The sequence below is a fragment of the Candidatus Nitrospira neuquenensis genome, assembly GCF_979578155.1.
The window spans coordinates 67,606-93,162 of record NZ_CEFZDU010000011.1 but is presented as its reverse complement, the minus strand read 5'-3'; the positions used below and the strand labels follow the sequence as shown (position 1 = coordinate 93,162).

Annotated in this window: 14 protein-coding genes and 1 pseudogene; 7 read left to right on the top strand and 8 right to left on the bottom strand. The window is 72.1% G+C overall.

Annotated features, from left to right (window positions below; genetic code table 11):
• Positions 1 to 9: 9 nt before the first annotated feature.
• The gene (locus AC1U7O_RS05460; RefSeq protein ID WP_479893600.1) at positions 10 to 792 is read left to right on the top strand and encodes an ABC transporter ATP-binding protein; all 783 of its coding nucleotides are present in this window, start codon (positions 10 to 12) and stop codon (positions 790 to 792) included.
• A 257-nt stretch (positions 793 to 1,049) separates the two neighbouring features.
• Here the strand turns inward: AC1U7O_RS05460 and AC1U7O_RS05455 are convergent.
• Positions 1,050 to 1,148: pseudogene (locus AC1U7O_RS05455) on the bottom strand (prevent-host-death protein); the annotation flags it as partial.
• A gap of 57 nt (positions 1,149 to 1,205) precedes the next feature.
• A complete protein-coding gene (locus AC1U7O_RS05450) occupies positions 1,206 to 2,426 on the bottom strand; it encodes an MFS transporter (protein WP_479893599.1) in 1,221 nt (406 codons plus the stop codon).
• A gap of 124 nt (positions 2,427 to 2,550) precedes the next feature.
• On the opposite strand from AC1U7O_RS05450, the gene AC1U7O_RS05445 reads away from it, so the two are divergent.
• Positions 2,551 to 3,024, top strand: coding sequence for a response regulator (locus tag AC1U7O_RS05445; protein ID WP_479893598.1), 474 nt, complete (start codon positions 2,551 to 2,553; stop codon positions 3,022 to 3,024).
• A gap of 352 nt (positions 3,025 to 3,376) precedes the next feature.
• On the opposite strand, the gene AC1U7O_RS05440 is transcribed toward AC1U7O_RS05445, so the two are convergent.
• The 5 genes from AC1U7O_RS05440 to AC1U7O_RS05420 form a co-directional block, all read right to left on the bottom strand.
• A complete protein-coding gene (locus AC1U7O_RS05440; RefSeq protein WP_479893596.1) occupies positions 3,377 to 4,879 on the bottom strand; it encodes a hypothetical protein in 1,503 nt (500 codons plus the stop codon).
• Positions 4,876 to 7,623 (bottom strand): MMPL family transporter, encoded by a 2,748-nt coding sequence (locus tag AC1U7O_RS05435; RefSeq protein ID WP_479893595.1) that lies wholly within the window; start codon positions 7,621 to 7,623, stop codon positions 4,876 to 4,878. Before AC1U7O_RS05435 ends, AC1U7O_RS05440 begins: the two co-directional genes overlap by 4 nt.
• Positions 7,624 to 7,705: 82 nt before the next feature.
• Positions 7,706 to 8,524 carry an outer membrane lipoprotein-sorting protein gene (locus AC1U7O_RS05430; RefSeq protein WP_479893594.1) on the bottom strand — a complete coding sequence of 273 codons (819 nt, stop codon included), beginning with the start codon at positions 8,522 to 8,524 and terminating at the stop codon, positions 7,706 to 7,708.
• A gap of 27 nt (positions 8,525 to 8,551) precedes the next feature.
• Positions 8,552 to 10,057: a hypothetical protein gene (locus tag AC1U7O_RS05425; protein ID WP_479893593.1), complete on the bottom strand. Its 1,506-nt coding sequence runs from the start codon at positions 10,055 to 10,057 to the stop codon at positions 8,552 to 8,554.
• Positions 10,050 to 11,624, bottom strand: a complete 1,575-nt coding sequence (locus AC1U7O_RS05420; RefSeq protein ID WP_479893591.1) for an ATP-binding protein — start codon at positions 11,622 to 11,624, stop codon at positions 10,050 to 10,052. Before AC1U7O_RS05420 ends, AC1U7O_RS05425 begins: the two co-directional genes overlap by 8 nt.
• Before the next feature lie 191 nt (positions 11,625 to 11,815).
• On the opposite strand from AC1U7O_RS05420, the gene AC1U7O_RS05415 reads away from it, so the two are divergent.
• Entirely contained in the window at positions 11,816 to 12,574 is a 759-nt protein-coding gene (locus AC1U7O_RS05415) for a hypothetical protein (protein ID WP_479893590.1), read from the top strand.
• Here AC1U7O_RS05415 and AC1U7O_RS05410 read toward each other — a convergent pair.
• On the bottom strand, positions 12,564 to 13,103 hold the full coding sequence (locus AC1U7O_RS05410; protein WP_479893589.1) for a gamma carbonic anhydrase family protein: 540 nt from the start codon (positions 13,101 to 13,103) through the stop codon (positions 12,564 to 12,566). The two genes, AC1U7O_RS05415 and AC1U7O_RS05410, sit on opposite strands and share 11 nt — an antisense overlap.
• A 273-nt stretch (positions 13,104 to 13,376) precedes the next feature.
• Between AC1U7O_RS05410 and AC1U7O_RS05405 the strand changes: the two genes are divergently transcribed.
• From AC1U7O_RS05405 to AC1U7O_RS05390, 4 genes are read left to right on the top strand one after another with little or no spacing between them, the layout of a single operon-like run.
• Complete coding sequence (locus tag AC1U7O_RS05405; protein WP_479893588.1) at positions 13,377 to 20,021, top strand: IPT/TIG domain-containing protein; 6,645 nt, start codon at positions 13,377 to 13,379, stop codon at positions 20,019 to 20,021.
• Between the two features lie 32 nt (positions 20,022 to 20,053).
• A complete protein-coding gene (locus tag AC1U7O_RS05400) occupies positions 20,054 to 20,419 on the top strand; it encodes a hypothetical protein (protein WP_479893587.1) in 366 nt (121 codons plus the stop codon).
• 7 nt (positions 20,420 to 20,426) lie between these two features.
• Entirely contained in the window at positions 20,427 to 25,148 is a 4,722-nt protein-coding gene (locus AC1U7O_RS05395; protein ID WP_479893585.1) for an Ig-like domain-containing protein, read from the top strand.
• Entirely contained in the window at positions 25,145 to 25,507 is a 363-nt protein-coding gene (locus AC1U7O_RS05390; RefSeq protein WP_479893584.1) for a c-type cytochrome, read from the top strand. The genes AC1U7O_RS05395 and AC1U7O_RS05390 overlap by 4 nt, the downstream gene beginning before the upstream one ends.
• Positions 25,508 to 25,557: the final 50 nt, after the last annotated feature.

Genomic DNA, 25,557 nt, shown 5'->3' with positions numbered 1-25,557 from the left:
GGTGCGGCCATGCCCCTCATCCTCGAAATCCAGAACGCCACCGTCTATCGCGGGGACACCTGCGTCTTCGAGGACCTGTCGCTCCAGATCGCGCGGGGCTGCCAGACGGCCATCCTCGGCCCGAACGGCTCGGGGAAGTCCACGCTGCTCAAGTTGCTGTCCCGGGAGCTGTACGAGGTGCCGCGGGAGGGGAGCACCGTGCGGCTCTTCGGGCGGGAGCGCTGGGACGTGTGGGAGCTGCGCTCGCGCCTGGGAATCGTCTCCCACGACCTCCAGCACGATTATGTCGCGTGGGCCAGGGGCGTCGAGGTGATCCTCTCAGGCCTCCATGCCAGCATCGGCGTCTGGGAGCACCAGGCCTACAGCCGGGCGGATCGTGACCGCGCCGCCCGGCTGATGGCGCAGCTCGGCGTGGCGGCGCTGGGCGACCGGCCCTTCGGCTCGCTCTCGACCGGCGAGCAACGCCGCTTCCTGCTCGGCCGCGCGCTGATCCACGACCCGGAGGCGTTGATCCTCGACGAGCCGACGAGCGGCCTCGATCCGGCCGCCTGCTTCGACTACCTGGAGGTCGTCCGCCGGCTCATGCGCGCGGGCAAGACCCTGATCCTCGTCACCCACCACATCCACGAAATTCCGCCGGAGGTCGAGCGGGTGGTCCTGCTCAAGGCCGGCCGGATCGTCGCCGACGGGAAGAAGGCCGAGGTGCTGACCGCCGCCGCGCTCAGCCGCCTCTTCGACCGCCCCGTCGCGCTCGTGCGCGCGAACGGGTTCTATCAGGCCCTGCCGGGGTAACCGGGGCATGATGCAGCTACCGGTCCACCTCGTCGTGGCTGCCGAGGTCGAGCAGGAGAAGTTCCTTCTCCGTCAGCTGGATGGTGAGGGTGATCCGGTAGGCATGGGTGACGCTGACCGCATGCAGTCCTTTAGAGCGGTCCCTTGCGCGGGTGAAGGCATAGCCGAGATTGGAAGGGGTCGGATTCCAGATCCCGCAGGACGCGGGCGAGAGTCTCCTTGAGATCGGGACGGGCAGCCTTGAACTTTTCGGCTTAGCGGTCGTTCGTGATGACGTGCACCGGACCGTCCTTCAGCGCCTCGTCCACGGCGGAGATGCCCCTGCGCTTGATTTCCCTTGCCGCGATGGTCTTCAGACGATACCTCGCTCGGGCCGTCGTGCCTGCGTCGAAACCTTGCAAGGGCGTGGGCCGTCATCTCCTGACCGCACCCCGCGCGACCGTCAGCCACACCGTCCCGGCCAGCCCGAAGCCCGCCGCCAGGCCGAAGGCCCAGCCCGCGAGGCCGGCCTGGAGCAGCGCGCCGACGTAGAGGCTGGACAGCAGGTCGCCGACCGCGTTCGCGCAGGCGAGGATGCCGAAGCCCAGGCTCCACAGCTCGCGCGGCAGGAGCTCGGCGGCGACCGCCTTCTCCAGCGTCTCCTCGACGGCGATGTAGACGCCCGAGAGCACGATCGCGCCCACGAGCCAGCCGAGCCTCCCGCCGGTCGCCGCCAGCAACAGGTTCGTGCCGACCCCGAGCGCATAGCCCCACAGCAGCACCGTATACCGCGACCGCCGGTCGCCCAGGTGGCCGATCGGGTAGGCGGCGCCGGCGCTCACCAAGTTGTGGACCGCGTAGAGCAGCGCGGCGGTCGAGACCAGCCCGCTCGCCTGGATCGCCCCGCCGCCCGCATCCCGGGCCACGAGCCAGATCAGGAACGTCCGGGAGAAGTCCCCCAAGCCGAAGAGGGCCACCCCGGCCAGGAAGACCCAGAAGGCGCGCGGAAATCTCCGCCGGGGCGCGGCCTCGAGGTCGGCCGCGCCCGGCACCGGCGCCTTCGGCTCTTCGCTGGTCAGGAAGAACATCGCCCCGGCGGCCAGGAGTCCCGGCAGCAGCGTCCAGAGCAGGACGTCGCGGAAGGCGACGCCGAGATAGAGCAGCCCCGCGGCCACGAGCGGTCCGGCCACCGCGCCCAGCATGTCCCCGGCGCGTTCCAGGCCGTAGGCCCGGCCGTAGTGCGTCGGCGCGACCGCCTCGGCGAGGAGCGCGTCCCGCAGCGGCCCGCGCATCCCGCGCCCGATCCAGGCGAGCCCCCTCAACGACACCAGCGCGGCGAGCCCTCCGGCCAGGGCCATGGCGGCGGTCGCCAGCGCCGTGACCAGGTAGCCCAGCGACGCCCAGGGTCGCTTCTCGCGCACCCGCTGGCCGAGCGCGCCGCCCGCCAGCTTGGAGAGGCTCACCAGGAAATCCGCCACGCCTTCGATCGCGCCCAGGGCGGCGGGACCCAGGCCGAGCGCGGCGAGGTACAGCGGCAGGACCGCCGTTGCCATCTCGTGGCCGAAGTCGGAGAAAAAGGTGGCGAGGACGACGCCGAGGACCGTCCGGGTGATCCAGGAGCGGGCGGACGGCGGCGGGGCGGGGGGGCGGCTCACCGCATCCCTTCACGCGCGGAATCGGCCCGGCGCCGGCTCGGAATCCTGTTGAAATCCCTCATCGCACTCCCTAGAATTTGCCCGCCGTTCCGCCGGGATCGTCGCCGGGAACCGGGAGGCTCGCGTGGCCGTGTCGTCGAAGCGCATTCTCATCGTGGACGATGAAGAGATCGTCGTCAACAGCCTGCGGTCCCTGATCAGCCTGGAGACCGAGTACGAGCCCCTGGCGTTCACCTCCTGCAAGTCCGCGCTGGAGGCCATCCGGTACAACCCGATCGACCTCGCGATCTCGGACTTCCTGATGCCGGAGATGGACGGCGTCTCCTTCCTGCGGGAGGTCCGCCGGCTCTACCCCGCGATCGAGCTCATCATCCTGACCGGCTTCGCCGACAAGGAGAGCGCGATCCGCGCGATCAACGAGGTCCGTCTCTACCAGTACCTGGAGAAGCCCTGGGAGAACGACGACATGCTCCGGATCATCGAGGCGGGGCTGAACGAGCGCATGCAGATCTACAAGCTGCAGGAGCACGCGCAGGAGCTGGAAGCGAAGGTCAAGGCCTTGGAGCGCCAGCTCGCTCAGTACACGAAAAAAGGCTAGCCCGCATGATTCATGACGGTTCGTCGCGAAACCGTGGAGTCGCGTCGCGAGACGGGCGCGCGGAGCCGCCACGACCCGAGGCGTACTTGAACCCGTACGTCGAGGGTCCGAGCGGCGGGCCCGCCCGCCAGCATGCACGGCAGTCGCCTGCTGGCTTGTCGCAGCCGCGAATCCGCGGTTGCAGCAGAAGCGCTCATGAACCATGCGGGCGAGTGCCGCGGTTCCACACGTTCGGGACCTCGTCATGCCGGCGGACGTCGGCATCCAGGACCGTGCCGCATCGCTGGATTCCGGCTCGCGGCCGCTCGGCGGCCTTGGCCGGAATGACGAAAGGTCTCGACGGGGCGCCCCGCTAGCCACGCGCCGCCGGCGGCGCGCCGGCCCCGTTCCCCCCCGCCTTCGCCGCCGCCTTCCGCTCCGCGCTGTCCTTCGCGTATCGCTCCGGGTCCACCTCCACCGGCTCGTGCGCGGCCCGGCTCCACCGCATCAGCCGTGCGACCGACCCGCCGCCCTCCTGCAGGATCTCCAGGAAGATGAACTGGCCCTCCCGCCCCCGGGGCACCCAGGTACCCACGTTGAAGTACCAGGAGGCCTTGTCGGCGGACAGCGGATGGGCGTCCGGGTCGTGCGAGTGGCCGAAGACGACGAAGCGGCAGCCGACCGCTTCGCGGATGGTGGACGCGAGCGCCCGCAGGTTGCGGTGGTCGTTGAAGGCGAGGATGCGCCGCCGGCCGAGCCAGACCACCGCCCCCAGGCCGACCGCCGCGGCGCCCCAGCTCGCCGCCGGCTCGCCGCCCCAGAGCCAGCCGCCCACGCCCACCGCGAGCAGCCCCACGGTCACGGCCTGCAGGTCGAGCAGAAAGCACTTGAGCGTCTCCCACCGGCTCACGAGGACCGGGGGCAGGGCGAGCCCGGCCAGGGTCCGGATCGCCTCCGGAGACAGCCCGTAGGCCCGGCGCACCTCCTCGCAGGTGCGCCCCTCCCGCTCCTCCAGCTCGGGGTCCGGCGCCTGGTCCTTGTTGACCTTGCCGAGCGTCCGGACGACCATCTCCCAGTAGTAGGCCGGGATTTCCAGGAGCTGCCCGAGGTTGTTGCTGAAGATGCGCAGCAGGTACTTGGGGACGGAGCCGAAATTCTCCATCGAGGCCGGGTCGGCGTACTGGAGCCGCGCGACGAAGTAGCGCATCGTGAAGGCGGAGAAGGCCATCTCCAGCCGCTCCGGCTGCCTGGGCAGCACCGGGCAGAGGTTGTGGGCGTTCGAGCAGTAGGGGTCGTAGCGGTGCCCGTGCTCCACGTACAGGAGCCCCGGCTCGAAGTAGAACCAGGGGACGAAGCGGACGCGCTCCTGGACCAGCCGCTTCATCTCCAGGTAGGTCACGCCGGCCGGGTGGTGCTCGGCCACCAGCGCGCGGAAGTGGTCCTGGACCTGCGTCCAGTAAAACTCCAGGTCGTGGTTCCCGCGCAGGATGTAGACCTCGTTCCCCTCGTGCACGAAGCGCGCGAGCGAGATGAGCAGCAACTGGTGGCTGCGGAGGATGCGGTCGAGCTTCCAGACCGACTTCCGCCATTCCGTGCCGGGATAGAACTTGAGGTCCGTCTCGTAGAGCTCGCTCCCGCGCAGCAGGCGGTTCTGCGGGTCCGGCTGCTCGTTGATCCGGTGGTAGAACTCGATGAAGTCGCCCCCGACGATCAGCCGCCAGCGCCGGGCGCCGGCGTAGGTGTGGCGGTAGTGGCGGAGGAAGTCGGTGAAGTCCTGGTCGAAGTAGAAGAGGCGCCCCGCCGGGCTCTTCTCCGATTCCTTCAGGTGCAGATCGCTGATGATGAGGTAGTTGTACCCCTCGACGGGCTCGCTCACGGTCTCGCCCCCCTGGCCGGGGCCTCCACGTAGGCCTGCGTGATCGCGCGCAGGCGGCCGCTCAGGATGCGCGCGAGGTTCAAAAACAGCTTGGCGCCGGTGAAGGGAAACCGCCGCCGGATCCGCTCCAGCGCGGCATAGTCGAGCGCCAGCACCTCGGCCGGCTCCTCCGCCGCCACGTCCGCGGAGCGCGGCACGCCCTCCAGCGGGCCCATCTCCCCGAAGACCTGGCCGGGGCCGAGGACCGCGAGCGGCTGCGGCGCCCCGTCCGGCCCGTGGGCGACGACGCGCACCCGGCCCGTCACGACCATGTAGAGCTCCGTCCCCGTCTCGCCGCGCCGGATCAGCCGCTCGCCGGCCGCCAGCGCCTGGAGCCGGCCCAGCAGGACGACCTTCCGCGCCTCCCAGCGGCTCAGGTTCTGCAAGAGGGGTGCGGTGCGGACCAGCTCCGGGCTCATCTTGAGCAGCATGATGTCCCAGAGCGTCACGAGCCGCGTCGAATGCATGAGGATCGGCGTGATCACCAGCTCGGTGGCGGCCGCGACCAGCATGACGACCGCGGAGAGCACGCCGAAGTAGAAGGTCGGCACGAAGTTCGAGAAGATCAGGACCAGGAAGCCGCCGGCCAGGGCGAGCGAGATGTAGAGGATCGGCTGGCCCTGCGCCTTCATGGTGTTGAACATGGCCGTGGTCTGGTCGTGGTGCTCGTTCAGCTCGCGGCTGTAGCGGACCATATGGTGGACCGTGTCGTCCACGGCGATGCCGATGGCGATCGTCGCGATCAGCGCGGTGCCCGTGTTCAGCGGGATGTCCAGGAGCCCCATCAGGCCGAAGTTGAGCAGGATCGGGATCACGTTGGGAATCAGCGAGAGGAAGCCGGCCTTGAGCGACATGAACAGGAGCGAGTGCAGCAGGCCGATGATGACGAAGGTGGAGGAGAAGCTCGTGACCTCGTTGATCGCCATGAAGTCGGCCGCGTGGTTGATCAGGATGCCCTCGCCCGTGGTCCGCACGCGGACGCCCTCGGGGAACGTGCGCGCGACGTGCGCCTCCAGCCCCGTCAGGAGCGCGGACAGCTCCCAGGAGCTGGTGACGTTGTGCCGCACGACGATGTTGGCCGTCGAGTAGTCCGCGTCCACGTACTTGACCAGGTCCTTGCCGTCGAGGACCAGGAGGTACTGGGCCACGAGGTTGGCGCTGTCGGGGATGCGCTCCAGCGCCGGGTCGCCGTTGTGCATCTCCCGGTGCATCTTCCGCACGTAGTCGGCCACCGAGACGGTCTTGTCCACCTTGCCCGTCCCGGCCAGGTAGTCCTGGAGGCCGGCGATCCGCTCCAGCAACGCCGGCTCCTTGACGCCGTCCGGCCGACCGGTCTCCACCACCACGTAAAAGTTCACCGCCCCCGCGAGCGCGCGATGGAGGTCCAGCGTCCGCTGCCGGATGAAGGAGCGTTCGGGGAAGTAGCTGATGAAGTCCGTGTTGACCTTGAGGAAGTACCAGCCGAACAGCGAGCCCGCGACCAGCGCGACCGTCCCGACCACGATCGGGACGCGGTAGCGCAGGTTGAACCGGCCCAGCCGCTCCATCCAGCGGGCGATCGTCCCCTCCGGCGCCTCCTCCGCCAACGCCAAGGCCCGGAACCGCCGCGGTACCGGCCAGAGGCGCAGGAGCGCCGGCACGAGCACGATCGTGATGATGAAGTTCGAGGACAGGGCCATCGCCGACGCCTGTCCGAACTGGATCAGCATCGTGATGTCGCTCGTGATCAGGCTCCCGAACCCGACGACAGTCGTCACCGTCGTGATCAGGATGGGCAGGGCCGCGTGCTCGGCCATGTGGCGCACCGCGGCGACCCGGTCCAGGCCCTTGGCCAGCGCCTGGTGGTACTCCGAGATCATGTGCACGTCCTCGGTGAAGCCGATCGCGATCAGCAGCGAGGGAATGATCGCCGTGATCACGTTCACCGGGATGCCGGCCAGCGCCATCCAGCCGAGACCCCAGGTGATGCTCACCAGGCCCGTGACGATCGGGATCGCCACGCCCTGCACCATCCGGAAGGCCAGCAGCAGCACGGTCAGGAGCACGCCCAGCGAGAGCGGCACGAGGTTGATCTGGTCCTGGCGGATGTAGTCGCCGAAGGTGACCTTGGTGATCGGCCCGCCGATCTGGTAGATCGAGAGCCCGCCGGCCGCCTCCTCGGCGATCAGCGCCTCCACCGCGTCGGCGAACCGCCGGTTGAACGCCTTGTCCCCCGGCTTGGGGTCCGTGTAAACGTTGATCGCCGTCGCCCTGGCGTCCGGCGAGACGATGTTGCCGAGGAAGATCCGGTTGTCCAGCGCGTCCGCGCGGATGCGCGCGAGCCGCGCCGGGTCCGTCGGGATGCGGGCGCCCACGAGCGGCTCGGTGTTGAGCGAGTCCCGCTCCCCCTTGATGTTGTTCACGGTCGTCAGGCTCTCGACCCGCGACACCCCCTCCATCCGGTCGATCGCGTCCGACAGCCGCTTGACGCGCTCCAGCACCGGCCGGGCGAAGACGTCGTCCGCCTTGACGAGGATGATCGTGAGGTTGTCGCTCCCGAACTTCTGCTTGATCTGGTCGTAGTAGGCCTTGCTCGGGTCCTTCTCCAGCATCAGGCCCTCGGCGGAGGTGTCGATCTCCAGCCGCGGGAGCTGCAGGGCGAACGCGACCGACGCCAGGAGGATGAGCCCCAGGCCGAGGAGGGGATGGTCGGTGATCCATCGCATCAGGCGTGTCATCGTCAGGCCAGGGCCCCCATCTCTCCGCCGGCGGCTCCTCGCCGATCGTCCCCTCGCCGGCCGGCCCCCCTCACCGGCCGCCCCGCTCCAGCGCCGAGGCGGTGAAGAGGCTCTCCTTCAAGCCCTTGTCGTGGGCGCGGGTCTCGATCGTCACCACCGTCTTCGTGCCGGCCAGCAGATCGCGCATCTCGACCTGGTCCGCGCGCCAGACGCTGCCGTGCACATTGACGAGCTTGGTGTCGGTCTGGACCTTCTCCAGCCGCTCCTTCTTGTCGTAGTACTCCCGCTTGATCGTGTAGTGGATGTCCTTCCGCACCCAGAGCTTCCGCTTGCTGTAGCCGCTCTCCTCCGCCTCCTTGTCGTTGCCGGGCAGCGCCTCGACCACCCAGCAGTCCTGGCCGTCCACCGCCTCGGAGCCGACCAGGTTGTAGACGTGCAGGGAGAGATTCTCGGGCCGCAGGTCCTCGTAGGAGAAGTCCGTCCCCATGAACCGATTCTTCTTGCCGCTGGAGGCGATGCGCGTCGTCTTCTTCATGTCCGGCAGGTAGAGCCACTGGTCGTCGTTGCCGTCCGCCGCCTCCCAGGTGAGCAGGCCCGTGCCCTCGACGTCGCGGGGCGCCTTGAATCGGATCAGGATCTTGCTCAAGTCGTTCCCGACCGTGAGCGTCTGGCGCACGACCTTGCGCTGCTTGGTCTCGCCGTTCTTGTTGACGAGCGTCATCTGCTGCGTTTCCTCCTCGTCCTTGGCCCGTTGGAGGTCCCGCTGCTTCTTCATGATCTCCAGGCCCGTCGGCTCGGCCCCGACCGGGACGGCCGGCGCCGGGCCCAGCAGGCCGGCGAGGAGGCAGCCCCAGAGGAACGTGACCGGGAATCGGCGTTGCGTCGGCATGGTCGGCGTGCTCCTTTCTGTGTCCGGCTAGAAGAGCCGGGTGATCTTGAGGAAGAACCGGTCGTTGTTCCGCCACTCGCCCCAGAAGGTCGTCTGCTTGCCCGAGAAGGTGTCGAAGCCCGTCTCCACCAGCCAGTCCTCGACCGGCTTGACCGTGAGCAAGTACTGGTACCAGGTGTTCAGCCGCTGGGACCAGTCCATGGAGCCGACGACGCGGAACTTGGTCTCGCGGTTGAACGTGCGGTCCGGGTTGAATTCGAACTCCAGGCCGCCCGAGCCCGAGTTGCGGAAGCCGTTCAAAAAGCTCCCGGTCACGATGTATTGCGGGTTCTGGGACGAGATGAACTCCTGCCGGTTGTACTGGAAGTCCACCATGAGCTTCTTGAGCCAGTCGGTCCAGACGTCGTCCCGCGTGTAGCGGGCGCCGAGCATCCCCTGGACGCGGCTGTCCTTGAGCTCGCGGTCCCCGAACTTGAGCGCCGCCTCGCCCTTGAGGACGAACCGGTCCAGCGTCGTCTCGAAGTCCGCCCCCGGCACCTGCATGTGCCGGTACACGGGGATAAAGATGGTGTTCGGGCCGTCCCGGTTCACCCGGACGACGGGCAGGTACTCCCAGCCGTAGAAGTAGCTCAGCGAGACGTCCACCTTGCCGACCGTCGTCTTGGCGCGGACCGCGTACTGGGCGTTGTTCGGGTCGCGGCCCGGCGTCACGCGCTGCGAGGTCTGGGCGCCCGTGGGCACCGACTCCCCTACGCCCGGCGTGGGCGTGCCGACCGGCGTCCACCGGCTGTTCTCCAGCGGGTTGCGGGCCGGCGTGAAGAAGGGGATGTAGATGGCCGAGACGTCCACCGGGCCGGCGGGCGTGTCGAAGCTCTTGTCGAGCTCGGCGGAGTAGACCGGGAGCTTGAGTCGGTCGATCACGTCCAGGTAGTCGTAGGGGCTCATGTTGTCGGTCGGGCTGTAGAAGTCGCCCTTGCCCCAGGTGTAGATGAGCTTCCCGACGGTGAACTCGGCCTCGCCGGGCAGGGTGAACTTCCAGTAGGACTCCATGATGTCCAGGATGCGGCGCCGCAGCAGGTTGTCCGGAATGCGGATCTCGTAGCCCTTGGTGAAGTCGCGGTTGTCCTGCCGCGCCTCGCCCCGGAAGGACATTCGCCACCAGTCGGTGATCTGCCGGTCGAGCTGCAGGTGCATGATGCCTTCGATGCCGTTCGTGCGCTTGTCGTTGGGGACGTCGCGGAAGAAGGTGAAGTTCTTGTACGTCACGTCCCCCTTGACGCCCAGGTCGCGGAGCTTCGCCCCGGCCTCGTAGAGCCGCGGGAGGAAGCCGGTCGCGCCCTCCGGAGCCGCGCCGGCGGCGGCCCGGTCGGGAGCCGGGCCGCCGGGTGACGCCGCGCCGGTCGGCCCGGTCGGCCCGGCCGGCGGCGGCTCCGGGACCGGTTCCTTCGCCGGCTCCGCCGCGCCCGCCGTGCCCGCCGCCGCGACGAGCAGGGCCGCCGCGACGAGGGCTCCGCCCCGCCGACGCTCACGCACCAGGACGCACGGGGAGCGTCACCGTGAAGGTCGCCCCCATCCCCTTTCGGCTCGTCACGTGGATGGTGCCCTTGTGGGCCGCGACGATCTGGTGGCAGATGGACAGGCCCAGCCCCGTCCCCACGCCGACCCCCTTGGTCGTGAAGCCGGGGTCGAAGATCTTCCCCAGGTGCGCCTCGTCGATCCCGCAGCCGCTGTCCTGCACCTCGACGAGGACCCGCCCCTCTTCGGCGCTCATCCGGATCCGGATCGTGCCCGGCCCCTCGATCGCCTGCACCGCGTTGACCAGCAGGTTCATGAAGACCTGGTTGATCTGGCCGGGGTGGCACTCGACGAGCGGGATCTCCCCGTACTCGCGCGCGATCTGCACGCGGCCCTTGTGCAGGTGGTGGACCAGCGTGAGCGTGCTGTCCATCCCCTGGCGCAGGTCCACGGACTTCCATTCGGCCTCGTCCAGCCGGGCGAAGATGCGCAGGTTCTTGACGATCTCCGAGATGCGCCGGCAGGCCTGGGCGTTGGTCTCGACCAGGGGGGTCAGGGTCTTGAGGAGCCGCGCCTGCGCCTCGGCCGCCGCCCCCTGGAGCTTCGTGAACCCGCGGGCGAGGAGGTCGGTGTTGCTCGCGATGGCGCCGAGCGGCGTGTTGATCTCGTGGGCGACGCCCGCGACGAGCCGGCCGAGGGAGGCCATCTTCTCCGCCTGGATGAGCTGGGTCTGCGCCTCCCGCAGCTCGTCGAGCGTCCGGCTCAGGTGCGCGTTGGCGTCGCTCAGCTCCCGGGTCCGCTCCCGCACCCGCGCCTCCAGGGACTCGTAGAGGCGGGCGTTCTCGATCGCCACGCCGGCCTCCGCGGCGATCAGCTCCAGCAGCTCCCGATCGTCCTCGTCGAAGGTGCCCTCCCGCTTGTTCAGGGCCTGGAGGACGCCGATGATCGCGCCCTTGAATCGAATCGGGACGCAGAGGATAGACCGCGTGCGGAAGCTCGTGACCTCATCCACCCACCGCGCGACCCGCCGGTCGCGCTCCGCGTCCGCGACGATGATCGGCTCGCCGGTCCGCGCCACCGTCCCCGCGATGCCCTCGCCGACGGGCAGGGTCCGGCTCTCCAGCGCGCCGGAGCCGCCGCCCCCGGCCACCTCCCAGTAGAGCTTGGTCTTCGTCTCGTCGAGCAGCATGACGGAGCCGGCCTCGGTGTCCAGGGTCGCCTGGGTGAGCACGAGCAGCTCCGAGAGCACGTTCTTGAGGTTCAGGTTGGCGGAGAGGGCGAGGCCGGTCTTGAAGACGGTGTCGAGCCGGTCCCGAAGCTGGATCGCTTCGGCGGCGGCGCGCGCCAGGGTCTCGACCGCCGCGCTGTCCTCGGGCGCCAGGGGCGCGGCCAGGCTCAGGGTCCCGCCGGGAAGGGCGAGGCGGGGTCCGGGGAGGGGGTCGGCCGCGTCGGCCGGGACAAACCGTCCGGCCGCCTCGAGCCGCCAGGCGCTCCGGCCGACCCGCAGGTGGGCCCCGCCGACGCCCGCCCGGCTCAGGAGCCGCGCGAGGCCCTCCAGCAGAGGGTTCTCGGGACCATCCGTCATGAACCCGCCCGATCCGTGCCGCGCCGACCCGTGCGCGAATCCCGCCGGCCAGCTCGGTGGAAGCACGTACAGAAAAGTGAGGGGCGCATCTTAGCGCAGGCCGTCGAAGAAGACAAGGACGTCCCGCAGGGGGCCTGACGCGGTCGGACGGGGTTGCCTCCCGGCGCCCGATGGCCTACTGTAGCCCGGCCATGGCGCACCGCCCCCGCCCCATCGCCCCGCCCACGCGGACCCTCATCGGCCGGGTCTTCGCACGGCTGGACTACGGGGCGCTCGGGCCCGTCTATTGCGACGAGGGCGGCGCCGCCTTCTGGCGGGCGAAGCGCGGGCCCTGTCGGGCGCTGGGCATGCGGCTGGCGGCAGTGCTGCTCGGCCGCCTCCGTCGGGGGGGCCGCAGCCTCTACGTCGGGGCGGGGGTAGCGGAGCTGCCGGCGGCGCTGGCGGAGACCCTCGACCTCCGGCGGGAGGTGGCGGCCTTCAACCTCCGGAGGACGGAGGTCGCGGTCATCAACCGCGCCCTGGCCGACCGCGGGGGCCCGGCCTGGCGGCTCCGCGCGGGGGACGCGCGCCGGGCGGCCGGGCCCTTCGACCACCTCTGGATGGTCAGCGTGCTGAACGACCCGGAGCGGTTCCCGACGCTCTCGGCCCTCTCCTACGGCCGCGCCGACCCCGTCACCTTCGACCCGCGCGCCTTCGCGCGGGAGCGAGCCGCCGTCCGCGCGCTCGCGGACGCCTGCCTCAACAAGCTGGCGACGCCGGCGCTGGTCACCACCTCGGTGGAGGAGATTCCCTGGATCACGGACTGGGCGGCGCGCAGCGGCCGCATCTGCCTCGTGGAGCCGGAGGACCACCCGACCGCCATCGTGGAGGATCCGGTCTGCTTCATCCGGATCGAGGACCGCGGCCCCCGCCGGCGGCCGTCCGCCCGGCGGGCCGCCCTCAGACGGTGAACCCCGGCCTCGGCTTCTCCGGCCCGCGCAGGTAGTCGCGGGCGTAGCGGACGTAGTTCTCCGCCGATTCCCTGATCCAGGCCAGCTCCTCATCCGTCACCGGCCGCCGGACCTTCGCCGGCGCGCCGAGGATCAGGCTCTTCGGCGGCACGACGGTCCCCTCCGTCACGAGGGCCCCGGCCCCGACGATCGAGTCCTCGCCGATCACCGCGCCGTCCATCACGATCGCGCCCATCCCCACCAGCACCCGGTCCTTCACCGTGCAGCCGTGCAGGACGACATGGTGGCCCACCGTCACCTCGTCCCCGATCACGAGGGGATGGGTGTCGTGGGTGACGTGCAGGAGGCAGAGGTCCTGGACGTTCGTCCGGCGGCCGATGCGGATGAAGTGGACGTCGCCCCGGACGACCGAGTTGAACCAGACGCTGGACTCCTCCCCGATCACCACGTCGCCGATCACCACCGCCGTCTCGTCCACGAAGACGCTCGCGGGGATGGTGGGCGCGATGCCGTTGTACCCGCGGATCATGGCCGTCTCCTTGGTTCCGATGTATCGCGACCCGCGCCACTCTAGGGCGATCGCCGCCGCGAATCAAGTCATCCCGCGATCCGCCCGCCCGAGGCATCGTTGCCTCTGCGCGGACCTCCCTCGGTTCGTTGGACCCCAACGAAAGGAGGGCTGGCGATCGCCCCCTCGTATTTGGGCTTTTGTGCCGCCGGCGCGATTGCTGTATAGCCGCCCGCACGCTTCGCCTCGCGCGAGGCGGCCCGCCACCCCGGCGGGGCGTGGGAGGGGCCGCCGATGCGCGACCAGGGCGGGAGGCGTGGAGGGGGATGCGCGGGCGTCCCGTGGCTCCTCGCCCTCGCGGCCGCCTTCGGGCCGGCCCCCCTCCTCGCGGCCGACCAGCCGCGTCCCGTCTTCAGCCAGGAACGCTTCGACCGCACCGGCGGCTCGCCGAACGTCTACGAGCGCGGCTTCGTCGTCCCCGCCTACGTCGGCCCGCCCTTCAGCTTGCACCTCATCAACGGCAACCCGGACGGGAGCGCCCGCGTCGCGATCGAGGACGCGGTGTCCAGCGGCCGCGTCCTCGTGGACGGGGTGGAGGTCGTCGCCCCCAGCGCCTTCTCCAAGACGACTCCGACGATCGACCGGACGCTGACCCTCGCGCCGGGTCCCCACCGCCTGCGCGTCGAGCTCGCCAGCGCCCCCGGCAGCTACCTCCGCCTCTCCATCAGCGGCGTGATCCCCCTGGGCGACCTCACGCAGCCCCGCAGCGGCCACACGGCCACGCTCCTGCCCGACGGACAGGGGCTGGTGACCGGCGGCGGGGCGGGCGCGGAGCCCCTCGCCACAACGGAGCGCTTCGACGGCGCCACGTTACAGAGCACCCCGCTGGAGCTGGCGTTGCTCACCGCCCGGCGGGGCCACCGCGCCACGCTGCTGCCCGACGCCTCCCTCCTCGTCACCGGCGGCGCGGACGCCCTCGGGCCGCTCCCCTCGGCCGAGCACCTGCGCCGCGACCTGGGCGCCGCCGACCCGCTGCCGGCCGGCCTGCACAATGCCCGCGCCGGCCACAGCGCCACGCTGCTCCCGGACGGCCGCGTCCTCCTGCTCGGCGGCCTGGATGTCTCGCACGTCGCCCTGACCGAGGGCGAGCACTTCGACGCCCGGCCGTCGCCCCTGAGCGGCGCCCTCTACGATCCCCAGAGCGGCGCCGTCACCCCCCTGCCCGACGCGCTCCAGGTGCCCCGGACCGCCCATACGGCCACGCTCCTGCCCAATGGGCTGGTGCTGGTGGCCGGCGGCCGGAACGGGACCGCCGACCTCGCCTCCGCCGAGTTGTTCGACCCCGCCACCGGCCACAGCACGCTCCTTGCCGCCACGCTCACCACCCCCCGGGCGGGCCATGCCGCCCTGCTCCAGCCGGACGGCTCGGTCCTCCTCATCGGCGGCCGGCAGGGGGACACGTTCCTCGGCTCGATGGAGCGGTTCCTCCCCCCGACCCAGACCTTCGCACCCGTCGCCGCCACGCTCCGCATCGCGCGCGCCCACCATACGGCCACCCGGCTGCCCAGCGGCGAGATCCTCGTCGCCGGGGGCGAAGGCGCCGGGGGAGTCCTGGCCCACACGGAGCTGCTCGGCCCGCCGCCGCCCGACGGGACCGCGCCCCTCGTCGCGGCCGTGAGCCCGGCCCCGGACGCGACGTTCGTGCCGCGCAATCCCCTCCTCACCGTCCTGGCCTCCGAGCCGCTCCTGGCGACGAGCGTCACGACCGCGACGGTCACCCTCAGCGGGCCGGGCGGCCTGGTCCCCGCCCGCGTCGCCCCGGCCGAGGAGGGGCTGCTCGTCGTCCTGGCCCCGAGCGTGCGCCTCGAGCCGGGCACGACCTACACCCTCACCCTCGCCGGCCTGACGGATGTGGCGGGGACCGGCCTGCCCACCACCACCAGCCGGTTCACGACGGTCCCGCTGCCGGTCCTCACGGGGTTCGTCCCGACGAGCGGGCGGCCCGGCACCCACGTCACCGTCACCGGCCAGGGCTTCGACCCCACCGACCTCGCCCACAACCGGGTCGCGTTCGCCGGGACCCCCGCGGTCGTGACGGGCGTCACGGCGACGAGTCTCACGGCGCTCGTGCCCGAGACCGCCCAGAGCGGCCCGCTCACCGTGACCACGCCCGGCGGCACGGCGACCAGCGCCCAGCCCTTCACCGTCATCCGCGGCCCCGTCCTCGCGAGCCTCTCGCCGGCCAGCGGCCCGGTCGGCACGACGGTCACCATCAGCGGCCGGCACTTCGACCCCTCGCCCGGCAACAACCAGGTCCGGTTCAACGGGAAGGCGGCCCTCGTGACCGCGGCGACCGACTCCGCGCTGACCGCCCTCGTCCCGCAGGGCGCCACCAGCGGCCCGGTCACGGTCACGACGACCCTCGGCACGGGGGCGAGCCCCGAGGCCTTCACCGTGACGCTCGCCCGCGACTTCAGCCTGATCGCGGCCCCCGCCGCGCCGGCCGTGGCGACGACGGTGCAGGGCGGCGTCGTTGCCTACGCGCTGGCGGTGTCGGGGCTCGGCGGCTTCGCCGGCGCTGTGACGCTCGGCGTGAGCGGCCTCCCCTCCGGGGTGATGGCCCAGTTCTCCGCGCCGGCGCTGACGCCCGGACAGCAGGGCTTCGTGACCTTCCTGACGAGTCCCTTCACCCCGCCCGGGGCCTTCCCCGTGACGCTGACCGGCACGGCCCTCCTGGAGACGGGCGCGCGCACCCAGTCGGTGCCGCTCACGCTCCAGGTCCTCGCGCAGGGCGGGCAGACGGCGGTCAGCGGCCAGATGCTGCGCGTGGACGGGACGCCCATCCCCGACGTGATCGTCAAGGTCCAGACGCCGAGCGGCCCGATCCAGACGCAGGCCGACGCGGCGGGCAATTTCCTGCTCCAACAAGTCCCCGCCGGCACGGTGCAGCTCATGATCGACGCCAACGCGGCCGTGCCCGGCTATCCGATGTACGCCGCCGACGTGGTCGCGACGGCGGGCCAGGTCACGGTGCTGCCGCCGTTTCGGATCACGCCGCCCCCGCCGCCCGAGCGGTTCACGCCGATCGCCAACGGCTCGGCCGACCAGGTAATCACTGACCCCCGGTTCCCCGGCGTCGCGATCACGCTGCCGGCCGGCGTCACGATCACCGGCTGGGACGGCGTGCTCAAGACGAGGCTCGCGGTCGAGCGGCTGACCCCCGACCGGCTGCCCGTCCCGCCGCCGCCGGGGCCGACGCGCTCGCTGTACCAGCTCTTCTTCGGCACGCCGATGGGCGGGGTGCCCAGCGCCCCGATCCCCATCGCGCTGCCCAACGACCTCGACCTGGACCCCGGCGACGAGGCGGAACTCTGGTACTACGACGCCTCGCCCATGGGCGGCCCCGGCACGTGGAGACTGGCGGGAACGGGCACGGTGTCGCCGGACGGCAGCAGGATCGTGTCCAATCCCGGCGTCGGCATCCAGCGGTTCTGCGGGGTCTGCGGCCTGGCTTGCTTCGTCAGTCGCCAGCAGAAGCAGCCCAACAACAACCCGTCCGGCCCCGCCGGCGGCGATCCCGTCAAGCTGGGCATCGGCGTCTTCACGGTGGAGCAGACGGACCTCGTCCTGCCCGGCCGGCTGCCCGTGGCGATCGGGCGGACCTACAACCCCTTCGATCCCTTCGGCACGATCGGCGGCTACCAGCCGCCGCTGGGTCCGGGCTGGGCCCTGTCCATCGACCCGATCCTGATCCCGGGCATCGCCTTCCGCGCGCAGAGCCCGGACATCTTCCGCCTCGTCCTGCCGGGGAACACCCGGCTCGACCTGACGAGGAACGCCGACGGCACCTTCACCAACAAGACCCATCCGCTGCTGGACGGGGCCGTCCTGACCCAGCTCTCGACGGGACAGTCGGCCGAGAGCCTCCTGCGCTGGAAGGACGGGACGGTCTGGCGGTTCCGGCGGACCGTCCTGAACTCGTTCGGCGCGGCGCTCGACTTCCTGATCGAGATCGCCGACCGGAACGGCAACCGGACGGCCATCGAGCGCGACTTCGCCGGCGCCGCGACGCGCGTGGTGGACGCGGCCGGCCGCGCGATCCAGCTCACGCGCAGCGGCGGGCGCGTGACGGAGGTCCGGGACCCGTTGGGCCGGACCGTCCACTACGGGTACGACGCGGACGGGCGGCTCGCGACGGTGACCGACCCGGCGGGCGGGGTGACCCGCTACGCCTACGACGCGGCGGGCCGGATCCTCACGATCACGGACCCCCGGAACATCCCCTTCGTCCGGAACGTCTACGGCGACAGCGGGCGGATCCTCCGCCAGCTCCTCCCGGACGGGGCGGAGTGGCGCTTCCGCTACCGCCTCTCCGGCGCGACCGTCACGGGCCCCGGCTGCCCCACGGCCACCAGCGGCACCATCGTCACGCTCGACGTGCGGGTGAGCGGGACCGTGGCCTGCCCCTCCGAGGAGTCGTGGGAGGCCGTCCAGGCGGGGTACAGCTTCGCGGGCGGGGCGGTCCTCGCGACGACGCTCGTGGACCCGCGCGGGCACGCGACCACCTACGCCGTCACGCCGGACGGCTTCACCCAGGCGGTGACCGACCCGCTCGGGCAGGTGACACGGAGCGAGCGGGACGGCCAGGGCCGCCTGACCGCGGTCGTGGACCCCCTCGGCCGGCGCAGGACCTTCGCCTACGACGCGGCGGGCAACGTGACCGCCGTCACCGACGCGGCCGGGCAGGTGACGCGGCTGGAGTACGAGCCTTCGTTCCACCGGGTGACCCGGATCACCGATCCCCTCGGCCGGTCGGCGACGTTCGCGTACGACGCGCGCGGGAACCTCGCCGCCGTCACGAACCCGCTCGGCCAGACCACGGCCCTCGCCTACGACGCCGTCGGCCAGCCGGCCTCGATCACCGACCCGCTGGGGAACCGGACGACCTTCGAGTACGACGCGGCGGGCAACCTGGTCGCGACCGTGGACCCGCTGGGCCACCGGACGCAGCGGGCCTACGACGCCGTGAGCCGGCTCCTGGCCGTGACCGACCCGCGCGGCTTCACCACGCGCATCGAGTACGACGCCCTCAACCGCGTCACGCAACTCACCGACGCGGTCGAGGGGCTGACCGCCTTCGCGTACGACCCGAACGGCAACCTGGTCGCGGCCACCGACGCCGAGGGCCGCACCACGACCTACGCCTACGACGACCTGGACCGGCTGGCCTCGCGGACCGACGCCCTCGGCCGCCAGGAAACCTACCGGTACGACGCCGCGGGCAACCTCGCCCAGCACACGGACCGGAAGGGCCAGGTCGCCGTTTTCGCCTATGACGCGCTCAACCGGCCGGCGGGGGCCGGCTACCAGGGGGACAGCGGCAGCACCGCCTTCGCCTACGACGCGGCCGGGCGCCTCGTCCGCGCGACGGACTCCGCCGCCGGCTCGATCGAGTTCACCTACGACCTGCTCGACCGCCTGATCCAGGAGACCACGCCCCAGGGCACGGTGGCCTACCAGTACGACGCCCTCGGCCGGCGCACCGCCATGACGGCCAACGGCCGGGCGCCGGTCGCCTACGAGTACGACGGGGCCGGCCGGCTCGCGCGCGTGGCGCAGGACCTCCACGCCGTCGGACTCGCTTACGACGAGGCGGGGCGGCGGGTCTCCCTGTCCCGCTCCAACGGCACGAGCACGGTGTATGGCTACGACGCCGCCTCCCGGCTGCTCTCCATCCTCCACCAAGGCCCGACGGGGCTCATCGAGAGCCTGGCCTACAGCTACGACGCCGCGGGAAACCGGATCGGCCTGACGAGGAGCGGCGGCGCGGCGACGCTGATGCCCTCGGCCGTCCAGGCGGCCTACGACGCGGCGAACCAGCTCGTCCGCTTCAACGCTCCGGCCGGGAGCGGCGAGACTCCGAACCTGGCCTACGACGCGAACGGTAACCTGGTGAGCCGGACGGACGCGGCCGGGACGACCACCTACGCCTGGGACGCGCGGAACCGGCTGGTCGCCGTCACCGGGCCGGGGTTCCTCGCCGAGTTCGCCTACGACGCCCTGGGCCGGCGGGTGCGCAAGACCCTCAACGGCGTCACGACGGAATACCTCTACGACGGGCGGGACATCGTCCAGGAGCTCGGCGGCGGGACGGTCGGGGCGAGCTACCTCCGCAGCCTGACGCTCGACGAGCCCTTCCTGCGCGACGCGGGCGTCACGAGCGAGGCCTACCACGCGGACGCGCTCGGGAGCATCGTCGCCCTCACGGACGGGAGCGGCGCGTTGGCGACGTCCTACGCCTACGAGCCCTTCGGCCGGACGCGCGTCACCGGCGCGTCGGACAGCCCCTTCGGCTTCACGGGACGGGAGCGGGACGGCGTGGACCAGTACTTCTACCGGGCGCGACACTACAGCACCGGGATGGCGCGGTTCCTCTCGCCCGACCCGCTCAACCTCGCCCGCGTGCTCCTCGCGCGGCAGGCGTCGGGCGGGCTCCCCGTGGACCGCCTCCGCCGCCGGGCGCTGCTCCGGCCCCTGGCCCTGAACGAGTACCTCTACACGGAGGACAACCCCGTCACCTTCACGGACCCGGAGGGCCTCATGCGGGGAATCTTCCCGGGGCTGTCCGGCGGGACGGGCGAGGCGATCGGCGGCGTGGCCGGCGCGGTCACGGGCGGGCTCGCCGGCCGCGCGGTCGGGGCCGAGATCGGCATGGAGATCGGCTTCCGGGTCGGCGGCGCGCTGGGGTTGGGCGCGGGCCCGCTCGGCAGCCTGGGCGGGGCCGTGGTCGGCGGCGTGGTCGGGCAGGTGGTCGGCGGGTTCGTGGGCGGGATCATCGGCGGCCAGATCGGCGGCGCCATCGGCGGCCAGTTCGACGACCCCTGCGCCGGCAGCCTGAACTGCGGCGAAGACGAGCTGATCGGAAAGCGCAAGCGATGATGGCCGTAGACGACCGCAGACCCTCGGAAGGGATGCCCGCCTGGTACCGGCGCGGCGCGGGGCTCGCCGCGGTCGGCACGGCGGTCGGGGCGGCGCTGGGCGACCTGGCCGGCTGGTGGCTGATCGGCGAAGAGGGCCACTGGCTGCTCGCCGGCGTCGGCGCGGCCCTGGGCGCGGTGGCCGGGTATCTGCTCGCGTCGGCGCTCGGCCGGCGCCTGGGGCCGGCCGCGGCCGAGCGGCTGGAGCGAGGCGCGGACCGGCTCGGCGCCCTGCTGGGCCTGCTCCTGACGGCGGCGGGGGTGGTCGCCTTTGTCCGGACCGGCCACCCCGTCGGGCTCCTGGGGGCCGCCTTCTTCGCCCTCTGCGCCTGGTATCTCTGGTCGAGACACAGGACGTGACCGCGCGATGAGACGACAGCTCCTCGCAGGGCTGGTCAGGCTGGGGACGGCGGCGGGCCTCGCGCTCCTGGTCTGCGCGGCGCAGGCGGACCAGGCCCGGTACTACTACGACGGGCTGGGCCGGCTCATCGGAGTCGTGGACGGGCAGGGGAACGTGGCGGTGTACGAGTACGACCGGGTGGGCAACCTGCGCTCGATCTCGCACGGGACCGCCACGGCGCCGGCCGTGACGGAGGTCTCGCCCTCCATCCTCGACGCGGGCGGCTCCGCGTCCCTCACCCTCACGGGCAGCGGCCTCTTCTTCGCGACCGTCGCGACGAGCCATCCGGAAATGGCGCTCGGCCGGCCCTCATCCACCGGCACGAGCGTGACCGTGCCCGTGACGCTGCCCAATCCGACGAGCCTCGGGCCCACGACGCTGACCCTGACCGCCCCGGGCGGGACGACGGCCGTGACCGTGACCGTCCGGCAGCCGACGCCGGTCATCGCCGCGCTGGCGCCCGGCACCGGCAACGCCGCGCTGGTGGGGACGCCCGTGATCCTGGAGGGGAACGGCTTCGGCACCAAGCCCGGGAGCAACCGTGTGACCTTCGCCGGCCTCGCCGGAGCCCGCGTGACCGCGCCGGTCCTGGCCGAGAGCGGCACGAGGATCACGGCACGGGTGCCGGCGGGCGCGCTTCCGGGTCCGGTCACGGTCGAGGTCGGCGGGCTGACCAGCGCGGGCTTTCCCTCCCAGATCGACACGGTCGGCCCGGCGGTCGCCGCCGTCCTGCCGGCCGACGGCCAGTCCTTCGTCCCCTTGAACGCCCGGGTGACCCTCCTGTTCGACGAGCCGGTGGACCCGGCCACGGTCACGCGGGACACCTTCTTCGTCGGCAGCGTCAGCATCGTGCGCCTGGCCGGGACGATCGCGGTCGCCCCGGACGGCCTCTCGGCCACCTTCACGCCCGACCAGCCCTTCATCCCGAACGCCGCCCACTCCGTGACCGTCGGCACCGGCTTCGGGCAGGTCGTCCGCGACCAGGCCGGCAACCCGCTTCGGAACCCGGGCACCACGTCCTTCACGACCGGCGCCGTCGCCGACGCCGCCCCGCCGACCGTCCGAAGCCTGACGCCCGCGCCCGGGTCCGAGCACGTCCCGACCAACGCGGTCATCCGCGTCCAGTTCTCGGAGGCCCTCGCGCCGCCCACCGTCACGGCGCAGCACCTGCAGCTCTCGACGGGCGGCGCGCCGGTCCCGCTGACCCTCGTGCTGGAGCAGGGCAACACGGTCGTCCGCCTGGTGCCGACGGCCGGCGCGCTGCTGCCCGGGACGGTCTACCACCTCACCGTGGCGGCGGGCCTGACCGACCTGGCGGGCAACCCCCTGGCCGCCGGCGCGGCGGCGACCTTCACCACCGGCGCCGGAGCCGACGCCGCCCCGCCGGCCGTCGTCTCCGTGCTGCCGCCGGACGGCGCGACCAACGTGCCGCTGTCCACGACCATCGAGGTCACGTTCAGCGAGCCCATCCAGCCGGCCAGCGTCAACGCCGCGACCACCTTCACTTTGACCGGCGGCGGCGTGAGCGGACCGATCCCCGGCGGCTTCGCCTTCTCCGCGGACCAGCGGGTCGTGACCTTCACGCCCAACTTCCCGCTCTTCGCCGCCCAGACCTTCTTCGTGACGCTCAGCGGGATCGAGGACGCGGCCGGGAACCGGATCGCGGACACCGGCAGCGCCTTCACGACCGAGGTCGGGAGCGGGCCGTCGGTGGTGCCGACCCTGGCCGCCGCCTTCCCGACCGACTCCATCCTCTACGCCAACGGCAAGACGACCGCCAAGATCCGCATCCCCTACGTGCTGGACGCCGACGGGGCCCTGGTGCCGGACGGCACGCTGGTGGCGGTCACGGCCGAGCCGATCTTCGACCTCTCCACCGCGGGCGGGACGATCTTCGGCGGGACGGCCAGCGCGGCGGACCCGCGCGTCCGGGTCTTCGCGACGAAGGGCGGCGGGCTGTCCACCGAGGTCACCTACCGGGCGCCCGCGCTCACGCTGCCGCCGGGCAGCGTCGTCAGGGGAATCGTCCAGATCATGAGCGTCACCGCCACCGGCGTGCCCATCAGCCTCATCGGCACGGCGCAGGTCTCCCTCGTCACGAGCACGACGGCGACGATCGCCCTCAACCCGGACACGCTGCTGCCCGACGGCGCGAGCCGGTCCGACCTCTCGGTCCTCGTGCGGGACACCTTCGGACGCCCCGTCCCGCCCGAAACTCCGATCATCGCCGGGGTTTTCGCGGACCAATTCAACCAGGGCCGGCCGCTCGGCACCCTCGGCGGCGGGACGGCCACCACCGAGCCCCGGCTCAGGCTCTACCGGACGAAGCCCGGCGGCGCCGCCGAGTTCCCCTACACCGCCCCGTCCCTGACCCTCGCGCCCGACGAGTCGGCGATGGACACGATCGCGGTCTTCCCCTCCGACGAGGCGGGGAACATCACCTCGCCGTTCTTGTCGAGCTTCGCCAACGGCCTCCTCCGCTTGAAGACCGGCGGCTGCGTCACCGAGGGGAACGAAACGGGCTGCATCCCGCCCGGCTTCCGGGGGCCGCTCCCGACGATCCTGGGGCTCTCGCCGGCCGACGGCCAGACGGCGGTCGGCACGAACGCCGTCGTCACGGCCCTCTTCAGCCAGAGCCTGGACCCGGCCACGGTCACCGCGGCCACGGTCGGCGTCGCGAGCGGGGCGGGGACGGTGGCCGGCTCGCTTGCCCTGAGCGGCAGCGCCCTGGGGCCGAACACCGTCGTCACCTTCACGCCGTCCCAGCCGCTCGCCCCCGCCTCGGTCTACAGCGTCACGATCACGACCGGGGTCAAGAGCGCGGTCGGGAGCCCGCTGCCGGCCGCCGGCTTCGCCACGTTCGCCACCGGCGACGGCGCGGACGCGACGCCCCCGAGCGTGCTCCGGCTGAACCCCGGCGACGCGCTCGCGGCCGTCCCGACCAACGTCCTCGTGTCCGTCGAGCTGTCGGAGCCGGTCAACGCGGCCACGCTCACCGCCGCGACCTTCGCGCTCTCGGCGGGCGGCACGCCGGTCCCGGGCCGCGTGACCGCGGGGCTCGGCGACCGCGGCCCGAACACGATCCTCACCTTCATCCCGGATCAGCTCCTCGCGCCGAACCAGGCCTATACCGTCACCCTGGGCGCCGGCCTCACGGACACGGCGGGCCACCCGCTGCCGGCGACGTTCACCGCGTCCTTTACGACCGTGGCCGAGGCGCCGCTGATGGACACCGCCGCCCCGGTGATCGTCGCCGGCAGCCCCTCCTGCCTGCCCTTCAACATCACCAGCAGCCCCTGCTCGGCGATCCAGAACGTGCCGCTCGACGCGAAGCTGGTCTTCCGGTTCGACGAGCGCCTGAATCCCCTCTCCCTGGTCGAGGAGGCGGTCCAGCTGTTCGACGGGAACGGGAACCTGGTCCCCGGCACGCTCTCCCTGTCCGCCGACCAGACGACGGTCACCTTCACGCCGGCGCAGCCGCTCGAGCCGGGCCTGCTCTACGTCGAGCCCCTGATCGGCCAGCAGGTCACCGACCTCGCGGGCAACAGCGTCGGCTTCCAGTTCCTCGACCGCTTCGTGACCGGCGCGGCCGCGAGCGATCCCGCCGGCCCGCGGGTGCTGTCCGTCACCCCGGCCGACGGCGAGGCCGGCGTGCCCCTCAACCAGCCGATCACCATCCGGTTCTCGGAGCCCATCGCCCCGACCAGCCTGACGGACCAGGCGATCCTCGTGAGCCGGGGCGGGACGCCGGTGGCGGGCACGGTGCGGTTCGAGCAGGACACCACGCTCAATACCGAGGCCAACCTGACGATCGTCCAGTGGCGGCCGAGCACGCCGGCGCAGCTCGCCGGCCACGCCGCCCACACGGTCACCGTCACGACCGCGCTCGCCAACCTGGCGCTCCGGCCGCTCGGCGCGCCGGTCGGGAGCGCGTTCACGACCGGCACCGCCGCCGACACGACCCCGCCGGCCATCGCCGCGACCAGCCCGGCCGACGGCGCGACCGGCGTCCCGCGGACGACGGCGATCGAGGTGACCTTCGATGAGTCGGTGAGCCCGCTCGGCACGCGGTTGAGCCTCTCGTTCCCGCTCCTGGATTATTACGGCGGGGCTCCCATCGCCGGCGTCGCCGCCTTCTCGCCCGACCGACGGACGCTCGCCTTCACGCCGCAGTTCCCGCTGTTCGCCAACCAGACTTACAGCGTGAGCGTCACGGTGGTGGACCCGGTCGGCAACCGCGCCGTTCCGCCGCCGTTCCGCTTCACGACGGCCCTCGCCCCGGGGACCGTCCTCGGGACCCTGCCCGTCTGCTGCGTCGGCGTCACCCCGGAGCAGGCCTTCCTGCCGCCCGACGGCGCGACGACGACGCTCGTGACCCTCTCGGGGATCTCCACGCCGGCGGGTCCGGCCCCCGACGGCACGCTTGTGGGGGTGGCGGTCGAGTCGGTCTTCTTCGCCTCGGACGGCGGAACGATCCTCGGCGGGAGCGTCAGCGGGGCCGACCCCCGCGTGACCCTCTTCGCGACGTCGGGCGGCCAGGTGACGTTCACCTACCAGCCCCCCCTGCGGTCGTCGGACGGCCACGTGCGCATCCAAGTGTTCTCCGTGGACGCCGCGGGCGCGCCCATCGAGCTGATCGGGGACGGCTTTATCGGACTCTCGGGATCGGGGGAGGGACCGCCGCAATGAAGGACCACGCGCGTCGTCACGGGGGAGTCGGTCTCCTGCTGATCTGCGGCGTCTTGGGGGTCGCCACGGCCGGACCGCCCGACGAGCTCGCCAAGGGCAAGGCGCTCTATCGCGGCCACTGCGCCGCCTGTCACGGGATCGATGGGCGCGGGAACGGCCCACGGGGCGCGGGCCTCGTCCCGCCGCCGACCAATTTTCGCGACCCGGCCGTGAGGAGCGGGCTCACCGACAGCCGCCTGGAGCGGGCACTCCTGGCCGGCAAGCCGGGCACCGCCATGAAGGGGTACGGGACCATCCTCGGCCGGGAAGAGGTCGCCGCGCTGATCGCCTACCTGCGATCGCTGGCCGCCCCGCCCTGACATCGGGAGCTGGATCGAGCGGGAGGCCCGGCGGCTTCAGCGGGGCGAGC

Coding starts and splice junctions, on each gene's coding strand:
- AC1U7O_RS05460 (WP_479893600.1), top strand. CDS start 10: ATGCCCCTCATCCTCGAAATCCAGAACGCCACCGTCTATCGCGGGGAC.
- AC1U7O_RS05435 (WP_479893595.1), bottom strand. CDS start 7,623: ATGCGATGGATCACCGACCATCCCCTCCTCGGCCTGGGGCTCATCCTC.
- AC1U7O_RS05430 (WP_479893594.1), bottom strand. CDS start 8,524: ATGCCGACGCAACGCCGATTCCCGGTCACGTTCCTCTGGGGCTGCCTC.
- AC1U7O_RS05420 (WP_479893591.1), bottom strand. CDS start 11,624: ATGACGGATGGTCCCGAGAACCCTCTGCTGGAGGGCCTCGCGCGGCTC.
- AC1U7O_RS05415 (WP_479893590.1), top strand. CDS start 11,816: ATGGCGCACCGCCCCCGCCCCATCGCCCCGCCCACGCGGACCCTCATC.
- AC1U7O_RS05410 (WP_479893589.1), bottom strand. CDS start 13,103: ATGATCCGCGGGTACAACGGCATCGCGCCCACCATCCCCGCGAGCGTC.
- AC1U7O_RS05405 (WP_479893588.1), top strand. CDS start 13,377: ATGCGCGACCAGGGCGGGAGGCGTGGAGGGGGATGCGCGGGCGTCCCG.
- AC1U7O_RS05400 (WP_479893587.1), top strand. CDS start 20,054: ATGCCCGCCTGGTACCGGCGCGGCGCGGGGCTCGCCGCGGTCGGCACG.
- AC1U7O_RS05395 (WP_479893585.1), top strand. CDS start 20,427: ATGAGACGACAGCTCCTCGCAGGGCTGGTCAGGCTGGGGACGGCGGCG.
- AC1U7O_RS05390 (WP_479893584.1), top strand. CDS start 25,145: ATGAAGGACCACGCGCGTCGTCACGGGGGAGTCGGTCTCCTGCTGATC.